10 protein-coding genes are annotated in these 13,973 nt (G+C 63.0%); 8 read left to right on the top strand and 2 right to left on the bottom strand.

All coding sequences use genetic code 11. The features are described from left to right. Positions 1–117 precede the first annotated feature (117 nt). From LVD10_RS16285 to LVD10_RS16260, 6 genes are all read left to right on the top strand, one after another. Positions 118–1,575, top strand: coding sequence for an AlkA N-terminal domain-containing protein (locus LVD10_RS16285; protein WP_237064306.1), 1,458 nt, complete (start codon positions 118–120; stop codon positions 1,573–1,575). Continuing rightward, a complete protein-coding gene (locus tag LVD10_RS18015; protein WP_305080596.1) occupies positions 1,572–2,084 on the top strand; it encodes a methylated-DNA--[protein]-cysteine S-methyltransferase in 513 nt (170 codons plus the stop codon). The genes LVD10_RS16285 and LVD10_RS18015 overlap by 4 nt, the downstream gene beginning before the upstream one ends. Positions 2,085–2,282: 198 nt before the next feature. Further along, positions 2,283–2,813, top strand: a complete 531-nt coding sequence (locus LVD10_RS16275) for a gamma carbonic anhydrase family protein (RefSeq protein ID WP_233005761.1) — start codon at positions 2,283–2,285, stop codon at positions 2,811–2,813. Then, positions 2,810–3,037: a DUF1289 domain-containing protein gene (locus LVD10_RS16270; protein WP_233005760.1), complete on the top strand. Its 228-nt coding sequence runs from the start codon at positions 2,810–2,812 to the stop codon at positions 3,035–3,037. The genes LVD10_RS16275 and LVD10_RS16270 overlap by 4 nt, the downstream gene beginning before the upstream one ends. 150 nt (positions 3,038–3,187) lie before the next feature. Continuing rightward, positions 3,188–6,703 carry a DNA polymerase III subunit alpha gene (gene dnaE, locus LVD10_RS16265; RefSeq protein WP_237064304.1) on the top strand — a complete coding sequence of 1,172 codons (3,516 nt, stop codon included), beginning with the start codon at positions 3,188–3,190 and terminating at the stop codon, positions 6,701–6,703. Between the two features lie 165 nt (positions 6,704–6,868). Then, complete coding sequence (locus tag LVD10_RS16260; protein WP_233005758.1) at positions 6,869–7,822, top strand: acetyl-CoA carboxylase carboxyltransferase subunit alpha; 954 nt, start codon at positions 6,869–6,871, stop codon at positions 7,820–7,822. A gap of 120 nt (positions 7,823–7,942) precedes the next feature. On the opposite strand, the gene LVD10_RS16255 is transcribed toward LVD10_RS16260, so the two are convergent. Continuing rightward, entirely contained in the window at positions 7,943–8,851 is a 909-nt protein-coding gene (locus LVD10_RS16255; RefSeq protein ID WP_233005757.1) for a DegV family protein, read from the bottom strand. 224 nt (positions 8,852–9,075) lie between these two features. Further along, complete coding sequence (locus LVD10_RS16250) at positions 9,076–10,515, bottom strand: sugar porter family MFS transporter (RefSeq protein ID WP_233005756.1); 1,440 nt, start codon at positions 10,513–10,515, stop codon at positions 9,076–9,078. A 386-nt stretch (positions 10,516–10,901) separates the two neighbouring features. On the opposite strand from LVD10_RS16250, the gene tilS reads away from it, so the two are divergent. Both tilS and pyrG read left to right on the top strand, forming a co-directional pair. Then, positions 10,902–12,209, top strand: a complete 1,308-nt coding sequence (tilS, locus tag LVD10_RS16245; protein WP_233005755.1) for a tRNA lysidine(34) synthetase TilS — start codon at positions 10,902–10,904, stop codon at positions 12,207–12,209. Between the two features lie 124 nt (positions 12,210–12,333). Then, on the top strand, positions 12,334–13,968 hold the full coding sequence (gene pyrG / locus LVD10_RS16240; protein ID WP_233005754.1) for a CTP synthase: 1,635 nt from the start codon (positions 12,334–12,336) through the stop codon (positions 13,966–13,968). The last annotated feature ends 5 nt before the right edge of the window (positions 13,969–13,973 follow it).

The raw sequence follows: 13,973 nt of genomic DNA, 5'->3' as shown, positions 1-13,973 counted from the left end.
GGGGCTTGCTGGCGGTGGTTAGGCCCTGTTATCACGTCCGGGCCTGTCAGTTCCGAATGTGACTCGTCACCCGGCTGGAATACCCATAGACTGGCCCCATCTGAAGAGGAGTTGCCAGTGGCCCTGTCCCGTGAAACCTGTTCCCGTGCCCGGCTGGCCCGGGACCAGAGATTTGATGGTCTGTTCTACACCGCGGTAAAAACCACGGGTATTTTCTGCCGCCCGATCTGCCCGGCCCGGGCACCCCTGGAAAAGAATGTTGAATACTTTCGAACAGCGGCCGAGGCGGCGACAGCCGGGTACCGGCCGTGCCGGCGATGCCGTCCCGATGCTGCGCCCGGCAGTCCCGCCTGGGGCCTGGTGGGTACCACCGTGCAGCGGGCGCTGGCCCTGATGCGCAGTGAGCGCGAGGGGGCGTCAGTAGAATCGCTGGCGGAACGGCTGGGAATCAGCAGCCGTTACCTGCGGCGACTGTTCAACGAGCACCTGGGTATGAGCCCACTGCAGTACTGGCAGGTGGAACGGGTAATGTTTGCGCTGGGACTGTTGCGTGAGACACGCATGCCCGTGGGCCAGGTGGCGTTCGAGGCCGGCTTCAACAGCACGCGCCGTTTCAATGCGGTTTTCCAGCAGGTATGCCACCGAACCCCCACGGAGGTGCGAAAGGAGACCCGGAGCGGGACTGCGGTCCGGGGTGGGATCCGGTTTTACCTGCCTTACCGGCCGCCCTTTGACTGGCAGAAGCTGCTGGACTTTTTCCGTGCCCGGGCACTCAGGGGAATCGAAGAGGTAAACGACGGGATATACCAGCGGAGCTTTTGCCTGGAGGGCGGTGGGCCAGGTGTGCTGAGGGTCAGCGACGATGCGGCGGCGCACCGCCTGGTGGTGGAGCTGGATTCCGGCGATGGGCGGGGCCTTTTTGTCCTCAACCAGCGGTTGCGCCGGTTGTTTGACCTGGACGTGGATACCGGTGAAATCGGGCAGGTACTGTCTGTGGACCCATTATTGGCACGGCAGCTGGAGTTGTTGCCCGGGGTGCGGCTGCCGGGCGCCTGGGATCCGTTTGAGTACGCCTTGCGGGCGATTCTGGGCCAGCAGATATCGGTCGCCGCGGCGACAACCATAGCCGGGCGGCTGGTGGAGCGTTACGGGGGGCGCTTTGTGGATACCAGTGGCCGGCAGTGGCGGCTCTTCCCGGGGGGCCGGGAACTGGCCGGGGCGGATTTCGAGGGCCTGGGGGTGACACGGGCGCGGGCGGCGACCCTGCGGACTTTCGTGGCGGCGACCCTGGAAGGGGGGGTGGACTTCACCGAGACCGACCTGGAGCGATGGTGTGCGCAGTTGACTGCATTGCCGGGCATCGGCGACTGGACCGCGCAGTACATAGCCATGCGCGGCTTGTCGCTGCCCGATGCCTTCCCGGCGTCAGACCTTGGTATCCTCCAGGCGCTGGGGGAGGGCGGCGAGCGGGCCTCGCCGGGTGCGGCCAGGAACCGGGCGGAGCAATGGCGGCCCTGGCGGGCTTATGGAGCATTACTGCTGTGGCAATCGCTGCAAACTGGGGACAGTGAATGATTGTTTACGAGATTTATCCTACCGTGCTCGGTGATGTCTGTGTCGCCGCAGAGGACAGTGGCCCACAGGCGGCACTGGTGGCGCTGGGCTTCGTCCGCGACGGCAGGTGCCCGGGGATGGGGCCCGGGTGGCAGCGGGGGACGTGCGCCCTGACGGACATGGCGTCGACCCAGCTGGGGGAGTACCTGGACGGTCGCCGGCGGGCTTTCGAGCTGCCGCTGCAGCCCCCCGGCACGCCTTTCCAGCAGCGTGTCTGGGCCGCCCTGCAGGATATCCCCTACGGCGAGACCCGGAGCTACCTGCAGCAGGCGGAAGCGCTGGGTAACCCCAGGGCGGTCCGTGCGGTTGCGCGGGCCAATGGCGCCAATCCCCTCGCCATCGTGATTCCCTGCCATCGCGTTATCGGCGCCGACGGCACCCTGACCGGCTACGCGGGAGGCCTGGAACTCAAGGCCCGCCTGCTCAGCCTCGAGGGCGCCCGCTTTTCCAGGCAGGGCGTACTGCTGTAGGCGGTGGGGCACAGGTGGGCCCGGACCTCCTGCCGGCCCCGTCTCCCCGGGCGGTCCCTCCCGACCACTTTTCCAGCCACTTTTTCAGGCATTTCCCCCCTGCGCCATTTCCTCCCCCGAATCGTGCGCAAGCCGCTGGCAATGACCGGCCACGGGCGGGATAATGGCCGCTTGAGAAGATCCACAGCCGGAGGCCAGATGCTGTACAGACTGGGTGAAAACCAGCCAGAGCTCGAGGGTGAGGGGCATTACATCGCCCCGGGTGCCCATGTGATCGGCAATGTGCGAATGCTCAGTCGCAGCTCGGTGTGGTTCAACGCAGTGGTGCGCGGTGACTGTGATCGCATCACCATCGGCGAGGATAGCAATGTCCAGGACGGTGCGGTGCTGCACACTGACCCGGGTATCCCGTTGACGATTGGTACCGGGGTGACGGTGGGCCACAAGGCAATGCTGCACGGCTGCGAAATCGGTGACTACACCCTGGTCGGCATCAACGCGGTTATCCTCAATGGCGCCAGGATCGGTCGGGGCTGTGTGATCGGTGCCAATGCGCTGGTCACCGAGAAAATGGAAGTCCCGGATTTTTCCATGGTCCTGGGGAGCCCGGGCAAGGTGGTCAAAACCCTGGACGAGTCGATGCTTGAGCTGCTGAAGGCCAGCAGCGATCACTATGCTGAAAACGGCCGGCGCTTCGCCGAAGAGCTGGTTGCCCTCGACTCGCCATGACCGTGAAAGTCCAGAATCCCGTGTCTACCGCAACGCCGGCAGCTGGCAAACCGGTAAAATCCCCCTGCATCTCGGTCTGTGCCCTCAACGCGGAAGATATCTGCGAGGGCTGTTTCCGCACCGGCACGGAGATCAGCCGCTGGGGCAATATGAACAACGACGAGCGGCGCTCGGTGTTGCAACGCTGTACCGAGCGCGCCCGGCAGATGGGCCGGCTCTGGTAGCCTGGCCGCTAAAATTTCGCAAGGTAAAGCGCATTCGGGAAATAGCTGTCCGTCGGGAAACCCCGTGACCCGGATTCCCCACGTCGCCAATGGCCGTGGCAACGGGGGCAGTGATGGGATGCGCGCAAGAAGAATTCAATACAGAAGAATATGACCCAACCCTTTGTTCACTTACGAGTCCACTCTGAATACTCGCTGATCGACGGCCTGGTGCGGATCAAGCCGCTCGTGGCCCGCGCCGCAGAGCTGGAGATGCCGGCCGTGGCGCTCACGGACCAGACCAATTTCTACGGCCAGATCAAGTTCTACAAGGCCTGCCTGGGCGCCGGGATCAAGCCCATAACCGGTGCGGATTTCTGGCTCAGTGAGGGCGGTGAGGAGCAGCCGACACTGATCTCGCTGTTCGCGATGAACACACGGGGCTACCTGAATATCACCGAGCTGATCTCCCGCGCCTGGATGGAGGGCCAATACCACGGCAACGCCTATATCCGTCGCGAGTGGCTGCCCGAGTACGCCGAGGGAGTGCTGGCATTGTCCGGTGCCCGGTACGGGGATGTGGGCCGTGCACTGGTTGCCGGCCGCACCGCCCAGGCTGAGGACCTGGCCCGGCAATGGGCAGGGGTTTTCCCCGGCCGTTATTACCTGGAACTGCAACGCACCGGCCGCCCGGGAGATGAGGATTACCTGCATGCGGCAGTGGGCCTGGCCCAGCGGTTGCAACTGCCGGTGGTGGCCACCAATGATGTACGTTTCCTCGAGGAAAGTGAGTTCGAGGCCCATGAGGTGCGGGTGTGCATTCACGACGGCCGTGCCCTGGACGACCCGCGCCGTGAGCGCCGCTATTCCCCGGAGCAGTATTTCCGCACCGCGGAGGAAATGCAGGAGCTGTTCAGCGATATCCCCGAGGCATTGCAGAACACCGTGGAGATCGCCCGGCGCTGTTCGGCACCGATCCAGCTGGGTAAGTATTTCCTGCCGGAGTACCCGATTCCCGAGGGTATGACCGAGAACCAGTTCTTCGAGAAGATCTCCTTCGAGGGGTTGGACGCGCGACTGGAAACCATCCTCGACCAGTCGGCCCCGGACTATGCCGAGCGCCGCACCGCCTATGAAAACCGGCTGCGGTTCGAACTGGACATCATTATCCAGATGGGCTTCCCGGGTTACTTCCTGATCGTGATGGACTTTATCCAGTGGGCCAAGGACCACGATATCCCGGTGGGGCCGGGGCGGGGTTCCGGTGCCGGCTCGCTGGTGGCCTACGCCCTCAAGATTACCGACCTGGACCCGCTGCAGTACGACCTGCTGTTCGAGCGATTCCTCAACCCGGAACGGGTTTCCATGCCCGACTTCGACGTCGACTTTTGCATGGAGAAGCGCGACCGCGTGATCGGCTATGTGGCCGACAACTACGGCCGCGATGCGGTGAGCCAGATCATTACTTTCGGCACCATGGCCGCGAAGGCGGTGGTGCGGGACGTGGCCCGTGTCCAGGGCAAGTCTTATGGCCTGGCGGACAAGCTTTCCAAGATGATTCCCCCGGACCCGGGCATGACCCTGGAGAAGGCCTTCGAGCAGGAGGAGATCCTGCGCGAGTTCCTCGATGGCGACGAGGAGGGCCAGGAAATCTGGGAGATGGCCCTGCAGCTGGAGGGCGTGGCCCGGAACGTGGGCAAGCACGCCGGTGGTGTGGTGATAGCCCCTACCAAACTGACCGATTTTGCGCCGCTCTACTGCGACGAGACCGGCGCCGGCCTGGTGACCCAGTTCGACAAGAACGATGTGGAGGATGCGGGCCTGGTGAAGTTCGACTTCCTCGGCCTGCGCACCCTGACGATCATCGACTGGGCCAAGGATATGGTCGACGAACAGCGTGCCCGCGAGGGCAGGGAGCCGCTGGTCATCGAGGCACTGCCGCTGGACGACGCCGAAACCTACAAGATGATCAAGCGGGCCGAGACCACCGCGGTATTCCAGCTGGAATCCCGCGGCATGAAGGACCTGATCAAGCGCCTGCAGCCGGATAACCTCGAGGACATGATCGCCCTGGTGGCCCTGTTCCGCCCGGGACCGCTGCAGTCGGGCATGGTGGATGACTTCATCAACCGGAAGCACGGCCGCGCCCAGGTGGCCTACCCGGACGCCAAGTACCAGCATGAGAAGCTCAAGCCGATCCTGGAGCCCACCTACGGGGTGATCGTCTACCAGGAGCAGGTAATGCAAATCGCCCAGGAACTGGCGGGTTACACTCTGGGCGGTGCCGACATGCTGCGCCGCGCCATGGGTAAGAAAAAACCCGAGGAGATGGCGAAGCAGCGGGAGATCTTTGCCGCCGGCGCGAAAGAGCAGGGTGTCGACCCGGACCTGGCGATGAAAATCTTTGACCTGGTGGAGAAGTTCGCCGGGTACGGCTTCAACAAGTCGCACTCCGCTGCCTACGCACTGGTGTCTTACCAGACCGCCTGGCTCAAGGCCCACTACCCGGCCCAGTTCATGGCCGCCACCATGTCCTCGGATATGGACAAGACCGACAAGGTAGTGACATTTATCGAGGAGTGCCGGGCCATGGGCCTGGAGATGGTGCCACCGGATGTAAACCTGGGTGCCTACCAGTTCTCGGTGGATATGGACAACCGCATTGTCTACGGCCTGGGTGCCATCAAGGGGCTGGGTGAAGGCCCGATCGAGAATATTATCGCCGTGCGCACCGAGGGCGGACCCTTCACCGACCTGTTCGATTTCTGTTCCCGTATTGACCCGCGCAAGGTCAACAAGCGCGCCCTGGAGGCGCTGGTGCGCTCCGGTGCCCTGGATAGTATCGGGCCGGGCGGCGAGGGCAGCGATGGCCTCAACTATGCTCGCGCGGTGCTGTTCAGTGCCGTGGATGAGGCGGTGAAGGCGGCCGAGCAGCAGTCGCGCAACAACAGTGCAGGGATGATGGACCTGTTTGGCGAGGTGGTTCCCACTGCCGCCGAGGGCGATGTCTACGCGGAATTCCGCCGCGCCCGGCCCTGGGGAATCCGCGAGCGCCTCGAGGGGGAAAAGAATACGCTCGGCCTGTACCTGACAGGGCACCCGATTGACGAGTATGAGGACGAACTCCAGCACCTGGTGAAGTCCCGAATTGCGGACCTGAAGCCGGGCCGCGAGTCGCAGAAAGTGGCGGGACTGGTGGTGGCGTTGCGGGTCATGAAGACCAAGCGCGGTGATTCCATGGCTATTGTCACCCTGGACGACCGCAGCGCCCGTATCGAGGCGGCGGTGTTCAGCGAGGCTTTCGGCGAGCATCGCGAGAAACTGGCCAAGGATTCCCTGCTGGTGCTGGACGGCCCAGTGGCCCACGACGATTACAGTGGTGGCCTGAAAATGACCGTCAACGGTGTGGCAACCCTGGACGAGCTGCGCCAGGGCAGTGTGACCGGCGTGCGTCTCAAGCTGGACAGCGCCAGTGCGCCGGCGGGGCTGGCCCAGCGCCTGTCCGCCTGCCTGCGGCCCTACGTGGGCGGTAGCTGTGGGGTGCTAATGGAAGTGGAGCGCAGTGATGCCCGCGGGACATTCCAGCTGCCGCCGGAATGGAAAGTGGAGCCGAACGACCAGATGGTCCAGTCCCTGCGCGAGCTGCTGGGGCGCGACCGTGTGGTACTCGACTATGTTGAGCGGTAAGGTCGGATGGCGGACCGGTGACATTGGACGCCCTGGCCAGGAAGGAGATTACGGACGCCAGAGTGGCCATACTGGCAACGCGGGTCGACTGCCCGGTTCTATGGCGGTAAGCTATGCCGCCATTATCGCCCGGTGGCATTTTTACAGTTTAAAGGCGCGGATTGCATGAATTTCAATTTCCTCGAGTTTGAACAGCCGATTGCTGAGCTCGAAAGCAAGATCAAGGAGCTGCAGCACGTCGGCGACGACAATGAGCTGAATATCGCTGACGAAGTTGCCCGCCTGCGTGAGAAGAGTCGCAGCCTGACAGAGTCCATCTATGCCGACCTGTCCCCCTGGCAGGTGGTGCAGGTGGCCCGTCACCCGCAGCGCCCGTATTCGAAAGATTACATCGAGCGTATGTTCACTGACTGGGACGAGCTCCATGGTGATCGTCACTTTGGTGACGACAGGGCCATCATCTCCGGTATTGCGCGCCTCGACGGCAAGCCGGTAGCCGTGATCGGTGAAGAGAAGGGGCGCTCCGTCAACGACAAGGTGGCGCGCAACTTCGGTATGCCCAAGCCGGAAGGTTACCGCAAGGCCCTGCGCATCATGGAGATGGCAGAGCGTTTCCAGATGCCGGTGCTGACCCTGATTGACACGCCCGGGGCCTACCCGGGGATCGACAGTGAGGAGCGTGGCATCAGTGAGGCCATTGCCCAGAACCTCGCGGTCATGTCCCGGCTGCGTACCCCGATTATCTGCACGGTGATTGGTGAAGGTTCTTCCGGCGGTGCACTGGCGATCGGCGTGGGCGACCAGCTGAATATGCTCCAGTACTCCACCTACTTTGTGATTTCCCCGGAAGGCTGCGCCAACATCATCTGGAAAACCGTCGAGAAGGCACCGCTGGCGGCGGAGGCGATGGGCGTGACCTCCAGCGTGCTGGAAGAACTGGGAATCGTCGACGAGACCATCGAGGAGCCCCTCGGTGGCGCCCACCGGGATCCGGGCGCTATGGCGTCGCGCCTGCAGGAGCGCCTGGTGGAGCAGCTGGACCAGCTGCGCAGGGTGCCGATCGACGAGTTGCTGGAGAAGCGCTACCAGCGCCTGATGAGCTACGGCAATATCACCTGACAGCTAGTCCCTGGTAACGGGTAACCACTAAAAAAGCCACGGCAGGTTTCCCTGCCGTGGCTTTTTTTATATTCGCCCCTTGTGTCTCCTGCCGGGTCGCTGGTCCCCGGCCCGGCCCGGTCAGGGCTTGTCGGCTGCCAGCGCCAGGGCCACCGTGCCCGGGCCCAGGTTAATACCGCCGGAGAGGCTCATCACCGAGTGGTAAATTTTCACATCGTTTTCTGCCGCGGCGGTCTTCAGCAGCTGGTAACCCGGCACTTTCTCCAGGTCCTCCAGTTTCCCGGCGATACTTACCATCACAATCGGCATCAGCAGCTCCCCGCCGCGAATCTTGTCGGCAGCCAGCCGGAACAGGGCTTCGGTACAGCGATCGTAACCGCGCAGGGTGTTGGTGACGGTACTGCCCTCATGGTGCATGGACAGGATCGGGTTCAGTTTCAGCAGGCGCGCGGCCATGGCCTTCAGCCAGCTGATGCTGTTTTCGTTCTTGCTGCGTGCCCGCTCGCGTACATAGTAGACGTCGCGGATTGCTGCGTAACCATGGACCTTGCGGCGGAATTCCTCGGTGCGTGTGGCAACCTGGGCACCATCGAGGCCGCGGCGGATCAGTGACAGCGTGTACAGGGCCAGCAGCCCCTGGCCAGAGAACAGGGAGTGGGTATCCACGGTGTGGACTTGCACTGACCCGTTGGTTCCGTGAGCGGCCAGGTTCTCTGCTGCCGCCACCGCATTGGCGTAAGTTGGACTGTTGGCAGCATTGATGGTCTGTACCACGATATCTGTCTGGCCCTTCTGGACCAGGCCCCGCAGGGTGTTCTCTATTTCTGCAGTGGGGGCGGGGCCGGTAACAATCTGGTGGGAGCGATCAACCAGGGACAGGGTATAAAAGTGAGCCATCTGCGCAGGGTTGCGCTGGTCACCGAAGACATCCTTGCCCACGCTCACGGTATGGGGCAGGACCGGGATGGAAAATTTGCGCAGAAACTCATCCGGAAGATCGCATCCGGAATCCACAACTAGCTGGACCATGTATGACTCTTGTTCAGATTTTTCTGGAATTTGTGGTGATTGTCCTTTGCGCGGAATTTATCACTTGCGTTCGGGCAAGCCCAGCGGATATGCACTGTTGTACTTTTCGAACAATAGAGTCGGAAGATTTGGCCCCATGTTGCCAACCGAAGGGGTAAACGTGGGAAAAAGTTTTGTGCCGGGAGGGGAGGTGCGGGCGGCATCCGATGCCGCCCGCCGGGGGATCAGCCGGGCATCTGTTCCAGTTCCAGGCCCGCTGTTTCGTTAATCCAGCGCACCACAAACAGCACTGACAGGATGGCGAAGAACATGTAGACGGAATAGGTACCGGCGAGACCGATAGCCGCCAGCATGGCGGGGAAGCTCAGGGTGATGGCAAAATTGGAGCCCCATTGTGCGAGGCCTGCCACGGCCAGGCCGGAGCCACGCACCTGGTTGGGGAACATCTCGCCCAGCATCACCCACATCACCGGGCCCCAGGAAAAGTTGAAAAAGAACACATAGGCGTTGGCAGCGGTCAGCGCCAGCAGTCCCATCTGGTCTGACAATACCAGCTTGCCGCCCTGGTCCAGGCTGGCACTGCTGAAGGCGACCACCATCATCGCCAGGGTGACAGCCATGCCCGCTGAACCAAAGAACAGCAGCGGCTTGCGGCCAATGCGATCGATCAGTCCCAGGGCCACCAGGCAGGCGCCAATACTGACGGCACCGGAAATAATATTGATCATCAGGGCATCGGATTCGGAAAAGCCCACGGATTGCCAGAGCACGGCGCCGTAGTAGAACACCACATTGATGCCCACCAGCTGCTGGAACACGGCCAGCCCGATACCAACCCAGATGATGCCTCGAATCCTGCCGGCGCTGTCCAGCAGGTCGGCAAAACGGGGCCGGTGATCCTCTGCCACCGACGCCTGCACCTCACGCAGTTTCGCGTCTGCTGCGCCCTGTCCGGGGTAAAGTCGGCCCAGCTCAGTACGGGCGCGGCTGTCCTGTCGTGAAATTACCAGGTAGCGGGGGCTTTCAGGAATCCATACCAGAGCCACCAGGAATACGGCCGCCGGTAGCATTTCCACCCAGAACATCCAGCGCCAGGCTTCATAGCCATACCACCATTCCGTCATTGCGGATCCCGCCACCTGGGCCAGCAGGTAGTTGCTGACAAAAGCCGAGAACAGGCCGGAGATGATCGCCACCTGCTGGATGGTGGATAGCCTGCCGCGCCAGGCGGCAGGTGCCACCTCGCTGATGTAGGCCGGGGACAGGACGCTGGCGGCGCCGACAGCAAGGCCCCCAAGAAGCCGGTAGATCACGAACTCCAGCGACGAGGATGCAATGCCCGAGCCCCAGGCGCTGACGAGGAAGAAAATGGCAGCCAGTAACAATAGTCGCTTGCGGCCCCAGATGTCCGCCATTCTGCCGGCGCTGAAGGCGCCAACAGCACACCCCAGCAGCATGGATGAGACATTGAAACCGGTGCCGACACTATTGGAGTCGAAGGCGTTCTGGAGGCCGTCGATGGTGCCGTTGATCACACCGCTGTCAAACCCGAACAGGAAGCCGCCGATTGTGGCCACGCTGCAGATCAGCAGGATGAATGCGAGGGGGGGGGACTCCTGTACTTCGGTGTCGCCCCGGTTTACTTGGCTCTCAATCGCTTCCATTGGCGGGCTCCCGTTGATTTATTGTGTTTTTGGATATGATTGTCAGTTTCACGGGATTCTAGCGGCGCTGACCGGCCAGTTATTGTAAGCAGTTGCTCTTTCGGGCCGGCCTGCCCCGGCGTAGGCCCGGCTGGGCGCATCAGCATGCGATGCTGCACAAAAATATGGCGCCCTATCCGTCTGAATATGCCAGGCACTTGAGTTGATGAGTGGTAGCTGGCCGTAATTCGCTGCCAGCCGGGCCCGGGGACTGCATTGTTGTACACTAGGCGCGGGAAAGCGCCGGGCCGGAGTTGCCGGCACTTTCACAGTTATTCAAGGGCTGCAGGTATTCAAAAGCCGGGCCTGCCTGAAGGTTGTACATGGAGCGCCCGGCGCGGGGGAATATGCAGGATCAACTCGACGTATTGCGCCGGAACCTGGCGTCGGTACTGGCGGAACACCCCTGTACGGGGCGCCGCTGGGTGGCGTTGAGCGGGGGGCTCGATTCCTGTGTGCTGCTTCACCTGCTCAACGCGCTGGGCGAGCCCTGCCACGCGATTCATATCAACCACCAGCTCTCCCCCAATGCCGGTGAGTGGCAGGCCCATTGCCGCGGGCTGGCCGAGTCGCTGGGTATCCCGTTAACCACTCGCAGTGTCACCGTAGATGACAATGGCCGCGGGCCGGAGGAGGCAGCCCGGCGCGCGCGCTATGCCGTTTTTGCGGGGCTCCTGCGGGAGGGCGACCAGCTGCTGACAGCCCACCACGGCGACGACCAGGCGGAAACCTTCCTGTTGCGCCTGTTGCGCGGAGCCGGTGTACAGGGGCTGGCCGCAATGGCGGCCACTCGCCCGCTGGGCGCCGGGGTGCTGGTGCGTCCCCTGCTGGGCTCTGGCCGGGCAGAGCTGGAGCGTTATGCCCGGGCAGCGGGGCTGGCCTGGGTGGATGACGAAAGTAATGCGGATACACGTTTTGATCGCAACTTCCTGCGCCGGGAGGTGATGCCCCGGCTCCGCTCCCGCTGGCCGGTGCGCGATCGGATCGGGCGTGCCGTTGCCAACCTGGGGGAGGCCGCCGAGTTGCTGCGGGAGCTGGCCCGGGAGGATCTCCAGGCCTGTGGCCTGCGCCGAGAGCGCAGCGGGGAGAGTGTTGACCTGGATCACCTGGGCACGCTCAGCCAGGCGCGGTGCAAGAACCTGCTGCGCTACTGGGTACACGGTCGAGCGGGCGATATGCCGGCGGCGGTTCAGCTGGCGGAGCTGTTGCGCCAGCTGGGCGCTGCCCGGGAAGACCGCCTGCCGGCGGTGGAGCTGGGCCCACTGTGCGCCCGGCGTTATCGGGGGCGCCTTTACCTGCTGCCGCCCCTGGCGCCGATCGATCCGGGCCTGGAGCTCGCGTGGTCCGGAGAGGCGGAGCTGCAGGTTCCGGGGGCCGGAACAGTGGTCCCCCGGCGCGGTTGGCCCCCCGGGGATTACCGGGTGCGTTTCCGTCGCGGCGGTGAGCGGGCCAGGCCGGTGGGCCGGGGGCATTCCCAGACCCTCAAGAAGCTGTTGCAGGAGTACGGGCTGGAGCCCTGGCTGCGGGAGCGGGTTCCGCTAATCTTTGAGGGGGAGCAGATGCTGGCGGTCGGTGACCTGTTCCTGTGCCAGGGAGATAGGGAAGGCTCCCTGCCTGGTACACCGGGATGGCAACCAGAGACGTTTTCTGATTGAGCAGATCTGCGCATTCTGGTAGTCTGGCGTCCCATCTCGAGGCAGAGGAATACGCCAGCCGGCGTGGCCTGTGCCAGCCCCGCAACCCGATTCCATCGGGCATTCAGATTGACCAAGGTTTTGCATGACGCGCTATATTTTTGTAACCGGTGGCGTGGTTTCCTCGTTGGGGAAAGGTATCGCCTCCGCCTCCCTGGCCGCTATCCTCGAAGCCCGCGGCCTCAAGGTCACCATCCTCAAGCTTGACCCCTATATCAACGTTGACCCGGGCACCATGAGCCCGTTCCAGCACGGCGAGGTCTACGTGACCGAAGATGGCGCCGAAACGGACCTGGACCTGGGGCACTACGAGCGCTTCATCCGCACGCGCATGTCCAAGCGCAACAACTTCACCACCGGCCGGGTGTACGAGACTGTGCTGCGCAAGGAGCGCCGCGGCGACTACCTGGGCGGCACCGTGCAGGTGATCCCGCATATCACCGATGAGATCAAGCGCCGCGTGCTCGAGGGCGGTCGCGACGTGGATGTGGCCATCGTCGAGATCGGTGGCACCGTGGGGGATATCGAGTCCCAGCCGTTCCTGGAATCCGTGCGCCAGCTGCGGGTGGAGCTGGGCCTGAACCGCGCGCTGCTGATTCACCTGAGCTATGTCCCGTTTATCGCCACTGCCGGCGAAACCAAGACCAAGCCTACCCAGCACTCTGTGAAAGAGCTGCGCTCCATCGGCCTGCAGCCGGATATACTGCTGTGCCGTTCCGAGCGCGAGATCGACGAGGACTCACGCCGCAAGATCGCCCTGTTCACCAATGTCGAGGAGCGTGCGGTGGTGCCGCTGCCGGATGCCAAGACCATATATAGTGTGCCGCGCCTGCTGCATACCTATGGCCTCGACGATATCGTGGTGGAAAAGTTGCAGCTGGAATGTGCCGCGCCGGACCTGTCCGAGTGGGATGGGGTCGTCGATGGCAAACTGAACCCCGACCACGAAGTGAAAATTGCCATGGTCGGCAAGTACATGGAGCTGCTGGATGCCTACAAATCCCTGATCGAGTCGCTGACCCACGCCGGTATCAAGCACCGCTGCAAGGTGGATATCGACTTTATCAACGCCGAGGACGTGGAGTCCGAGGGTGGTTTGGAACTGATCAAGGGTGCCGACGCCATCCTCGTGCCGGGTGGTTTCGGTGAGCGCGGCCTGGAGGGCAAGCTCGAGTCCGTGCGCTATGCGCGCGAGAACGGTATTCCCTTCCTGGGCATCTGCCTCGGCCTGCAGTCCGTGGTGATCGAGTACGCCCGCAATGTACTGGGCCTGAAAGAGGCCAACAGCACCGAGTTTGATGCCAACACCAAGCACCCGGTCATCGGCCTGATTACCGAGTGGATCGACAGCGAAGGCAAGATCGAGAAGCGCGATGAGCAGTCCGACCTGGGCGGTACCATGCGCCTGGGTGGGCAGGAGTGTCGCCTGGCCAAGGACAGCAAGGCGCGCGAGATCTACGGTGCAGATGTGATTGTCGAGCGCCACCGTCACCGTTACGAGGTCAACAATAATTACGTTGATCGCCTGCAGAAAGCGGGCCTGAAAATAGGTGGCTGGTCTGCGGACGACACCCTTGTGGAAATGGTCGAGCTGCCGGAGCATCCCTGGTTCATGGCGTGCCAGTTCCACCCGGAATTCACCTCGACGCCGCGCGATGGCCATCCGCTCTTCGAGAGTTTCGTCGCTGCAGCGATGCGCCAGCACGACAAGCAGGACTAATAAGT

The organism is Microbulbifer zhoushanensis (assembly GCF_021729055.1).
In the GTDB taxonomy this organism is placed as follows: domain Bacteria; phylum Pseudomonadota; class Gammaproteobacteria; order Pseudomonadales; family Cellvibrionaceae; genus Microbulbifer; species Microbulbifer zhoushanensis.
This window is presented reverse-complemented; position numbering and strand designations above follow the sequence as displayed.

Coding starts and splice junctions, on each gene's coding strand:
- LVD10_RS16255 (WP_233005757.1), bottom strand. CDS start 8,851: ATGGTCCAGCTAGTTGTGGATTCCGGATGCGATCTTCCGGATGAGTTT.
- tilS (WP_233005755.1), top strand. CDS start 10,902: ATGCAGGATCAACTCGACGTATTGCGCCGGAACCTGGCGTCGGTACTG.
- LVD10_RS18015 (WP_305080596.1), top strand. CDS start 1,572: ATGATTGTTTACGAGATTTATCCTACCGTGCTCGGTGATGTCTGTGTC.
- LVD10_RS16250 (WP_233005756.1), bottom strand. CDS start 10,515: ATGGAAGCGATTGAGAGCCAAGTAAACCGGGGCGACACCGAAGTACAG.
- LVD10_RS16260 (WP_233005758.1), top strand. CDS start 6,869: ATGAATTTCAATTTCCTCGAGTTTGAACAGCCGATTGCTGAGCTCGAA.
- dnaE (WP_237064304.1), top strand. CDS start 3,188: ATGACCCAACCCTTTGTTCACTTACGAGTCCACTCTGAATACTCGCTG.
- pyrG (WP_233005754.1), top strand. CDS start 12,334: ATGACGCGCTATATTTTTGTAACCGGTGGCGTGGTTTCCTCGTTGGGG.
- LVD10_RS16275 (WP_233005761.1), top strand. CDS start 2,283: ATGCTGTACAGACTGGGTGAAAACCAGCCAGAGCTCGAGGGTGAGGGG.
- LVD10_RS16270 (WP_233005760.1), top strand. CDS start 2,810: ATGACCGTGAAAGTCCAGAATCCCGTGTCTACCGCAACGCCGGCAGCT.